8 protein-coding genes are annotated in these 9,283 nt (G+C 69.4%); 6 read left to right on the top strand and 2 right to left on the bottom strand.

The genetic code is table 11. The features are described from left to right. The first annotated feature begins 69 nt into the window (after positions 1–69). Positions 70–1,272: a sensor histidine kinase gene (locus ACFWP3_RS14710; protein WP_384220395.1), complete on the top strand. Its 1,203-nt coding sequence runs from the start codon at positions 70–72 to the stop codon at positions 1,270–1,272. Positions 1,273–1,485: 213 nt separating this feature from the next. Beyond that, positions 1,486–2,160, top strand: a complete 675-nt coding sequence (locus ACFWP3_RS14705; RefSeq protein ID WP_384220393.1) for a response regulator — start codon at positions 1,486–1,488, stop codon at positions 2,158–2,160. A 144-nt stretch (positions 2,161–2,304) separates the two neighbouring features. Here ACFWP3_RS14705 and ACFWP3_RS14700 read toward each other — a convergent pair whose 3' ends face one another. Together ACFWP3_RS14700 and ACFWP3_RS14695 are read right to left on the bottom strand one after the other, a co-directional pair. Further along, the gene (locus tag ACFWP3_RS14700; RefSeq protein WP_384220391.1) at positions 2,305–2,625 is read right to left on the bottom strand and encodes an antibiotic biosynthesis monooxygenase family protein; all 321 of its coding nucleotides are present in this window, start codon (positions 2,623–2,625) and stop codon (positions 2,305–2,307) included. Beyond that, entirely contained in the window at positions 2,622–4,247 is a 1,626-nt protein-coding gene (locus tag ACFWP3_RS14695; protein WP_384220388.1) for an FAD-dependent monooxygenase, read from the bottom strand. The genes ACFWP3_RS14700 and ACFWP3_RS14695 overlap by 4 nt, the downstream gene beginning before the upstream one ends. Positions 4,248–4,664: 417 nt before the next feature. Between ACFWP3_RS14695 and ACFWP3_RS14690 the strand changes: the two genes are divergently transcribed. Genes ACFWP3_RS14690 through ACFWP3_RS14675 form a run of 4 tightly spaced genes read left to right on the top strand, consistent with a single transcriptional unit; the run spans position 4,665 to position 9,140 of the window. Further along, complete coding sequence (locus ACFWP3_RS14690; RefSeq protein WP_384220399.1) at positions 4,665–5,957, top strand: DUF6716 putative glycosyltransferase; 1,293 nt, start codon at positions 4,665–4,667, stop codon at positions 5,955–5,957. Beyond that, complete coding sequence (locus ACFWP3_RS14685; RefSeq protein ID WP_384220386.1) at positions 5,939–7,177, top strand: cytidylyltransferase domain-containing protein; 1,239 nt, start codon at positions 5,939–5,941, stop codon at positions 7,175–7,177. Before ACFWP3_RS14690 ends, ACFWP3_RS14685 begins: the two co-directional genes overlap by 19 nt. Beyond that, entirely contained in the window at positions 7,174–8,112 is a 939-nt protein-coding gene (locus ACFWP3_RS14680) for an N-acetylneuraminate synthase family protein (RefSeq protein ID WP_384220383.1), read from the top strand. Before ACFWP3_RS14685 ends, ACFWP3_RS14680 begins: the two co-directional genes overlap by 4 nt. Then, positions 8,109–9,140 carry a hypothetical protein gene (locus ACFWP3_RS14675; RefSeq protein ID WP_384220381.1) on the top strand — a complete coding sequence of 344 codons (1,032 nt, stop codon included), beginning with the start codon at positions 8,109–8,111 and terminating at the stop codon, positions 9,138–9,140. The genes ACFWP3_RS14680 and ACFWP3_RS14675 overlap by 4 nt, the downstream gene beginning before the upstream one ends. Positions 9,141–9,283: the final 143 nt, after the last annotated feature.

Genomic DNA, 9,283 nt, shown 5'->3' with positions numbered 1-9,283 from the left:
CCGGTGCACACACCGGTCCCCTCCCGACCGGCCCCGTCCCCAATGCCTGCGTACGGTGATGGAGTGCAGATGATCGACCCAGCCCGCCAGTGGCTGCGGGACCGGCCCGGGCTGCGGGACCTCACCGTGGCGCTGGCCTGCTTCGTCCTGGCCGGCCCGGTGACGGCTGTGGTCTCCGGTGAGTGGCATGACGCTCTCGGCCAGCGCCTCGCGCTGCTCACTCTGTCCTGCCTGCCGCTGACCGTCATGCGACTGTGGCCGCGCGCGGTCCTGGCCGCCACCACAGCCGCGGACGCGTGCCGGGTGGCGCTCGTCCCGCTCGGCGGGCCGACACTCGCCACGGCGTTCGCGCTGTACGCCTTTGCGCTGCGCACCGACCGGCGCACCGCATGGTCTACCGGAGTGCTGGTCGCCGCTGTCATCACCGCCGCAGGTCTGGTCTTCGCGCCGCACGAGGGAAGCCGTCCCGAGTTGCTCGGTCGCATCGCCTTCAATCTGCTGGCCGTCGCTCTGGGGGACGCCACCCGCAGCCGCCGCGAGCTGATCTCCTCCGCCATGCGACGGGCTGACCGCGCGGAGCGCACCCGCGAAGAGGAGGCGCGGCGCCAGGTCACCGAGGAGCGCGTACGGATCGCCCGTGAACTGCACGATGTGGTGGCGCACCACATCACCCTGGTCAACGCACAGGCCGGCGTCGCTCACCACCTGATGCGCACCGACCCCGAGCACGCGTACCAGGCGCTGGAACGCATCCGCGACACCAGCCGTACCGCCCTGGACGAACTGCGTGCCACCGTGGGACTCCTGCGGGTCGGCGACGAACCGGACGACCTTCCCCGGGTTCCTGCCCCCTCGCTGGCCGGCCTGGATGCGCTGCTCGACTCGTTCCGGCACACCGGCCTGCCCGTTGAACTCTCCGTGGCCGGGGACGCGGCCGAGCTGTTGCCGATGACTGAGGTGACGGCCTACCGGATCATCCAAGAGGCCTTGACCAACACCCACAAGCACGCGGGGCCGGCCACCGCGCAGGTGGCCCTTGACTTCCGAGCCGACACCCTGCGGGTCACGATCACCGACGACGGCCGCGGCGTGCGCGGGACTGGGGCGCTGCCCGAATCGGGGATGCTACCGGCAGTGGGGCACGGAATGATCGGGATGCGCGAGCGGGCCAAGGCGGCCGGCGGCACCCTGACTGCCTGTCCGCAGCCGGCCGGAGGCTTCCGTGTCCTTGCCGAACTGCCGCTGCACTACGGCCGAAATGGTCTGTCATGAAGGTCAGGGAACTACGCGACGATGACGGATCCGGTCCGCACGCGCCCAGGAACGCCGCAACACCCGCAGGAGAGAGCAGAATGGGACACAGCATGATCGGGAGGTCCGACCGGGCCCAAGCCGTCGGCGGCACCCTCATTGCGAGCCGCCATGGCGAGGACCGCTTCCGCGGCCTCGACTCCCTCCCTCGCGCAGCTTCCGGAAAGGCTGACGGTGACGATCCGGGTACTCCTTGCAGACGACCAGGCGCTGCTGCGCGGCACCTTCAAACTCTTGGTGGACTCCGCCCCGGACATGGTGGTGGTGGGCGAAGCCGGCAGCGGGCGCGAGGCGGTCGCCATGACCCGCAGTACCCGCCCCGACCTTGTCGTGATGGACATCCGGATGCCCGATATGGATGGACTCGCCGCCACCCAGATGATCACGGCGGACGAGAGCCTGTCGTACGTCCACGTACTCGTTCTGACCACCTTCGTGAACGACGAGTATGTCGCGGAGGCGCTGCGCGCAGGCGCCGGCGGGTTCCTTGGCAAGGGCGCCGATCCTGAAGAGCTCCTCCACGCGATCCGAGTGGTCGCGCGGGGCGACGCACTGCTGTCTCCCGACGCGACCAAGGCGCTCATCTCCCGATTCCTGGCCCCCTCGCCCCCAGCGCCCGAGGCGGTCGACTTGCTGGAGCGACTCACGCCCCGCGAGCGCGAAGTCGTCACCCTGGTGGCGAAGGGACTCTCCAACGACGAGGTCGCCAGCCTGCTCTTCGTCACTCCTCATACCGCCAAAACGCACCTCTACCGGGCCATGGCCAAACTGGGCGCCCGTGACCGGGCCCAAGCGGTCATCTTCGCCTACGAGGCCGGACTGGTTCAGCCAGCCGGCAAGAGACCATGACGCCACGAAGTCCCGGGGCATGAACGGGTCGTGTTGTCCGGGGCCTCGCCTACCCTGCCAAGCATGAGCCTGAGGTACACCGTGCTCCCCCGCTGGGTCGCTCTTCGTCCTCACAGGTGAGCCGCAGGTTCGCTGATTCCTTGGTCAGGTAGAGGGGTCCGGCTTCAGCTGGAAGGCGAGTTCGTAGGTGTTGGCGTCGGCGGATTCTGCGATTCCCGCCAGTCGGGCCAGGGCTTGGGGGAAGCCCGGCGGGTGGTGAGCCGTGTCGAAGTCGTCCTGGCTCTCCCACACAGTGACGTTCGCTACGCGGGACCCGTCCAGGCTCCGGTAGAGGAACGCGTTCCGGACTCCGGGGTGGCCCGGGGACGCCACGTCGTCGGTGATGGTCTGGCCCATCACCTCGACGAGCTTGTCCTGCTTGTCAGGAGTGACGGTGAAGAGGTTGATCGCCACGAAAGGGGTCACGTGTGCTCCTGTGGGGTGCGGCCGAGGAGGCGGGTGAGGGCGGTACGGAATCGGGTCAGGGGCTCGTCGTCGGAGGACGGGCTGGTCCATGCGATGAAGCCGTCCGGCCGCAGCAGGGTGGCGCCGGTGGGGGTGAGGCCGAAGGCCTGGGCCCAGGCGTCGTCGGGATCGCCGAGGTCCTGGCCGGGCCCGATCCGGTGCAGGGTGACGGGCAATGCCAGGTCCGCCGCGATCGCCACGGCGGCCTCGGCCCAGTCCGCCTGTAGCGCGGCCAGCAGCGTGAAGCCGTAGCCGGGGAGATCGATGGTGGACACCGGCCGGCTGGCCTGCTCCAGGACGACGTGGGGTGCTCGGGTGCCCGGCCGCCCGGACGGCCGCAGGGGGTTCTCGACCGGGGCCGGGTCAGGCAGGCTGGGGACCAGCGGCTCCACCGTCTCGGCCGACGGCCCGCCGGACACCGCCGCGGAGCGGTAGCAGTACCCCAGGACGACCTCGGGGAATGCGATCTCCGGACCCGGGGGCAGCGGGGTGTTCGGCGCTACGTCCTGGAGCATGGAGCGGAAGGCGTAGCCGACGACGAGATCGGCCGCCGAGCGTCTCTCAATGTCGTAGGTGTCCAGAAGGGCGTCCATGGCCTGCCCGTGATGGACCGCCGCGAGTTTCCAGGCCAGGTTGTGTACGTCCTGCACGCCGGTGTTGGCGCCAAGCCCGCCCCACGGTCCGTTGACATGGGCCGCGTCGCCGGCCAGGAAGACCCGGCCCGAGCGGTACCGGTCCGCCACCCGCGCGGCGATCTCCCAGGGCAGCACCCCGACGATCTCGGCGTCCAGGTCGGCCTGCCCCACGCCGGTGCGGATGATCTCCAGGCATCGCGCCGGAGTGAAGTCCTCGACCCGCTCGCCGTGCTCCGGGTCGTAGGGCGCGCTGAGCTGCCACATGCCCTTGTCGATATCACGGCGGACGAGATGGCCTCCGACGCTGTCGAGGAAAGCGGCGAACACCTTCCGTCCGGGCGTGACCGAGCTCAAGTCCGCCCGGAAGTAGAGAGCCATGCGGTGGGAGAGGTGGCCGGGCCCGTGGCTGGTGATTCCCAGCCGCTGCCGGACGGGACTGCCGGCTCCGTCCGCGGCGATCACGTAGGACGCCCGGACGGTCGACTCCTCACCGGTCGTCCGGTCTCGCAGCCGGGCCACGACACCGTCGGGCCCGTCGTCGAAACCGGCCAGCTCGGTATGGAAGCGCATCTGGGCGCCGAGGTGTTCGGCGTGACGGCGGACGATCGGCTCCACCCGGTCCTGGTCGGCCAGGCACATGGAGGTCGGGCTGAGCTGCTGCGGCACCGCCCCGCTCGCGGTGTTCATCCACACGAGATCCGGGTCGGCCAGTGTCCGGCCCTTGCCCAGCAGGCCGCTCTTATCCTCCCGCTCGGCGATGGCCAGCAGGTCGCGTTCAAGGGCCGACGCGACGCTGCGGTACAGCTCCATGGTGCGGACGTTGATACCGCGGAACCGCGGATAGACCGATGTGCCCTCGTGCCGCTCGACCAGGATGCACGGGACGCTGCGATGGGCGAGGAACAGGGCGCACGACAGTCCGACGATGCCACCGCCGACGATCAGCACGGGCGAAGACTCACTGCTTCCTGAGCGCATGGTGAAGAAAACTACCGGGCGCGACGGAACCCGTTCGGGAGGCGCACGGCGTGTGCGAGTCACGACCCACCGCACCCGGGCCGGCCATCAGCGGGCCGCGGGCGAGCCGTCGGGGCCGGGGATCTTTTCTCCCGGTCAGTGAGGTGTCCGCATCAGTCACGGCCCACGGCACTCCCCGCGTTCTCGGCTCCAGGTGAGTTGAAATTGACCTGACTACCAGGTCGTTTTCACATCAGCCCCAGCTGTATCCCACGGTGCGTCGGTAGCTTCGAGTCGAATCCATCCCGCCCCATGAGTCGTCCCCCCTTGTCTTCTGGCAAGGGGCGTGATCGGCCAGGTTTGCAAGGGACTTCGCACGTGAGCCAAGAAGAACCTCTTCGGGTCGTCGTGGTCGCCGACTCGGACACCCGCTGGAAGTGGGGCGCATCCGTCGCGCTCCAGATCGCCCCGGACCATGCCCTGGACGCGTACTTCTTGCGGACCCGGGCAACGCCCACCGAACGTCAGCTCGCCGAGATCGGCGTCGTCCCGGACAGCCGGCGGGACGTGAGCACCATCGAGCTTCTGGACGACGAGAGGCTGGTATCCGCTGATCTCCTCGTGCTGGCCACCGCGGGCGGCACCACACTGTCGATCCTGCATTGTCTGGGACTGAACTGGGCCGGCCTTGAGCATCGCCCGATCACGGTCACCGGCTACGTCGGCGTCGTCTACGAGAAGCTCGTCGACGGTCTCCTCACCCGGGCCGGATCCGACCTCGTGCTGGCGAACAGCGCCTATGACGCTGCTCGGTTCCGTGAAGCCTTCCGGGGTGTCGGAGGTGATCAGGAGTCGGTGGTGGAAGCCGCTCTCCCGTTTTTGGAGGATGAGGAGCCGTACGATCCGTCGCCGGCGGGCCGGGGAAGAACGTTCACGGTCTGCTTCGCTGTTCAGCCTTCCGTTCCCCGGACCAAGCGGGCCCGCTTGCTGCTGCTCGAACGAGTGGCGGCGCACGCCCGCCGTCATCCGGAGCGCCTGGTGCTGATGAAGCTGCGCAGTCTGCCCGGCGAACACACCACGCACGTCGAGGCGCATCCTTATCAGAAGCTGATGGGCCAGCTGGAGGAACCGGCCCCGCCGAACCTGCAGTTGGTATACGGAAATATGGGAGAGATCCTCGACCGTACGGATCTCTTGGTCACCGTCTCCTCGACGGCCGCCCTCGAGTCGCTGCACCGCGGGATCCCGACCGCGATCCTCACGGACTTCGGCGTACGCGAGGCCCACGGGAACCACTACTTCACCCACTCCGGCTGCCTCACCTCTTGGTCCGAGATCGATGAAGGACACCTGCCGGCGCCGAACCCGGGCTGGACCGCCGATCAGGGAATCGGGAAGTCCGATCCCTACGCCGCGGCCCGCCGCCGGATTGCCGCACTGCGCGCTGCGGGCCCATTGCCCGCGCCGAGCCCGTATTACACACCCGAGCGCGCCTCCTTCTATCTGCCCGAGCTGCTGGCCAGACACGGACTGGATGAGAAGGCCAGGCCGCTGCCCACGTCCCGCACCGACGGGGCGGGCGCGCGCGGTCTCCTCGTACGACGCCTGCGAAGACTGCTGCGGCCGTGGGCCAAGGGCCTGTACCGGTTCGGGTATCAGCGGGTCGCCCCCGCTCTGCGCCGTTGGGGAGGCCAGCTGTGAACGGCGGCCGCGCGCCGCGTGTCCTGGCTGTCATTCCGGCTCGCGGTGGCTCGAAGGGGGTGCCCGGGAAGAACACGGCGCTGGTCGGTGGGGTTCCTCTGGTCGCTCGGGCGGTGCGGGCCTGTAGGGCGGCCCGGCCGGTGACGGATGTGGTGGTTTCGACGGACGATCCGTTGATCGCTGCCGCGGCCATCGCCGCCGGCGCGGAGGTCTGCGTGCGTCCCGCGCATCTTTCCGGCGATGCCTCGGCCAGTGAGGCCGCCCTGATGCACGCCCTCAACCGGTTCGAAGCGGAGCACGACGTCACCGTGGACGTGTTGTTGATGGTGCAGTGCACCAGTCCGTTCATCACCGTGACGGAGGTGTCGGATGTTGCTTCCGCCGTGCTCGATGACGGTGCCGACACCGCCCACACGGTGGCGCCTTTCCACGGATTCATATGGCGTGAGAGCGACGGTACGGCCGAGACTGATGCCGCCGGTGCACAAGGTGTGAATCACGACAAGGCATTCCGGCTGCGCCGTCAGGACAGGCCACAGGAGTTCGTGGAAACAGGGGCCGCCTATGCGATGCGCGCCGGCGGATTCCGTCAGGCAGGCCACCGCTTCTTCGGGCGTACGGTGCTCGTTCCGACCGATCCCGGTCGCGTACTGGAGATCGACGAGCCCGGGGATCTGCAGCGCGCGCACGCTCTGGCACCGCTCTTCGGCACCGGCGACGCCGCCGTACCGGCCCTCCCCAGGCGCGTGGACGTGGACGCCGTCGTCATCGACTTCGACGGCACGCTGACCGACGACTGCGTGTGGCTCGATGCCTCGGGCCGGGAGACGGTCGCGGTGCACCGCGGGGACGGACTGGGCATCGCGGCACTGCGCCGGGCTGGTGTGAAGGTGTTGATCCTGTCCACGGAGAAGAACCCGGTTGTCGCCGCACGGGCCCGCAAGCTCGCCGTGCCCGTGATGCACGGCATCGACCACAAGGACGTCGCACTCACGAAGTGGTGCGAGGAGCAGGGCATCGACCCCCAGCGGGTGCTCTACGCCGGGAACGACGTGAACGATGTGCCCTGTTTCGCCCTCGTCGGCTGGCCGGTGGCCGTAGCCGACGCCCAACCAGAAGCCCGTGCCGCCGCCAGGACTACCACGACCAGCCGCGGCGGACACGGAGCTGTCCGCGAGATAGCCGCCTGGCTACTCGGAAAGGAACTGTACAAGCCATGACCCACCCCATACGCGCCCGCCGGATCGGCGAGCGCCTGGTAGGCCCCGGCCACCCGGTCTACATCACCGGTGAGATCGGCATCAACCACAACGGCGATCTGGAGAACGTCTTCGCCCTCGTGGACGCCGCGGCCGAAGCCGGATGCGACGCGGTGAAGTTCCAAAAGCGCACCCCGGAAATCTGCACACCGCGCGATCAGTGGGACATCGAGCGGGACACCCCGTGGGGCCGGATGCGGTACATCGACTACCGCCATCGGGTCGAGTTCGGCGCGGAGGGATACCGGGCCATCGACGAGTACTGCGCCAAGCGCGGCATCGACTGGTTCGCCTCCCCCTGGGACACAGAGGCCGTCGCCTTCCTGGAGCAGTTCGAGAGCGTCAAGGTCCACAAGGTCGCCTCGGCGTCCCTGACCGACGATGAGCTGCTCCGCGCCCTGCGCGCCACGGGCAAAACGGTGATCCTGTCCACCGGCATGTCGACGCCCCAGCAGATCCGGCACGCGGTGGAGGTACTCGGCAGCGACAACATCGTGCTCTGCCACGCCACGTCCACGTACCCGGCGAAGAACGCGGAGCTCAATCTCCGCGTGGTCAACACGTTGCAGGAGGAGTTCCCCAACGTTCCGATCGGGTACTCCGGGCACGAGATCGGCCTGCAGACCACCCTGGCCGCTGTCGCCCTCGGCGCTGTTTTCGTCGAGCGTCACATCACCCTGGACCGCGCCCGCTGGGGCTCCGATCAGGCCGCCTCGGTCGAGCCACAGGGCCTGGAGCGCCTGGTGCGCGACATCCGCATCATCGAGGAGGCGCTCGGCGACGGAATCAAGCGGGTGTATGAGGGTGAGCTCGGCCCGATGAAGAAGCTCCGCCGCGTACGTGGCGTGGTAGCCGAGCACGAGGCCGCCGAGGGCACGATGGCGGCCGCGTCGTGAGCAGCACGCTCGCGCTGATCGAGAGCCCCGCCCAGCTGTTGAATCTCCTGGAGTGGGTGCTGGGCGAGCGTCGGGGTGCGCACGATCCGGAGCGGGTGCGGGTCGCGGTGCTGCTGCCCCGCGATGCCGCCACCTGCCGCCAGCTGGACGCGATGGCCTCCTTGGCCGGCGCCGAAGGCATCCGCGTGAGCGTGCACGACATTCGCCGTCACCCGGCCGCTCTGGCCCGCTGCGGCGCCGTACTGGGCCCGCAGCTGGCCGGAGCAGGCCGGCTGGTCCTCGGCGATCCGTTCTCCGGTCTGATCCAGCGGCTGCTGCCGCTGGCCCGGTCGGCGCGAGATGTCGTCCTGGTGGACGACGGCACCGCCACACTCGAACTCGCCACCCAGCTGCTGGCCGGACGGCCCCTGGTGCGCTGGCACACCACCGGGCCGGCACCCGCCGCCGCACGTCGCGCCACGCGACATCTCACGCCCGGCCACGGCCGGCGCCTGGAGGTCTTCTCCTCCATCGCGAAGGATCTGCTGCTGCCGCCCGGAGGAGTCGTCGCGGTCAACACGTACTCCTGGACCCGCAGCCGGTTCGGGCCACCCGAGGTCCTGGCCGGCACCGATCTGGTGGGCACGTCGCTGGCGGAGACGGGGCTGGTGGACCAGGGCCGGTACGTCGCCGAGGTGGCCGCGCTGGCCAAGGAACTGGGATGCCGCCGCTATCTGGCCCACCGCAGGGAGGACCCGGCCAAGCTGGAACGCATCGCCAGGGCGACGGGTACAGAGATCCTCTTGCCGGAACTCCCGCTGGAACTGGCCCTACGCACGGGCCCCGTCGGGCGCACTGTGGTCAGCTTCGCATCAACGGTCGTGCATACCCTGCCCGCCGTCCTGGCAGGCACGGGAGTCGAGGTCGCGGTCCACGACGGGGCCGTCGACTGGCTGAAACACGATGCCCCCGACCGCGTCCGGACCTTCCTGGAGGAAGTGATCACCACCGCCCGCAACCGGCACCGGCTACGGATCGTGCACACCTGACCGGCCACGGGGCGGACCATACCTGCCGGTGGCTGCCTGAGTCCCGGCCCACCGGCGTGGCCCGGGGGTGTACTCAGGTACCAGTGGGCTCCGGATGAGTCACCCACGGTGCCATCCCCGAGCCGTTTCCGGCTTCTAGCGTT

This window comes from Streptomyces sp. NPDC058525, assembly GCF_042719495.1.
Classification (GTDB): domain Bacteria; phylum Actinomycetota; class Actinomycetes; order Streptomycetales; family Streptomycetaceae; genus Streptomyces.
Note: the sequence above shows the minus strand (reverse complement) of the source record. Positions and strands in the feature narration are given on the sequence as shown.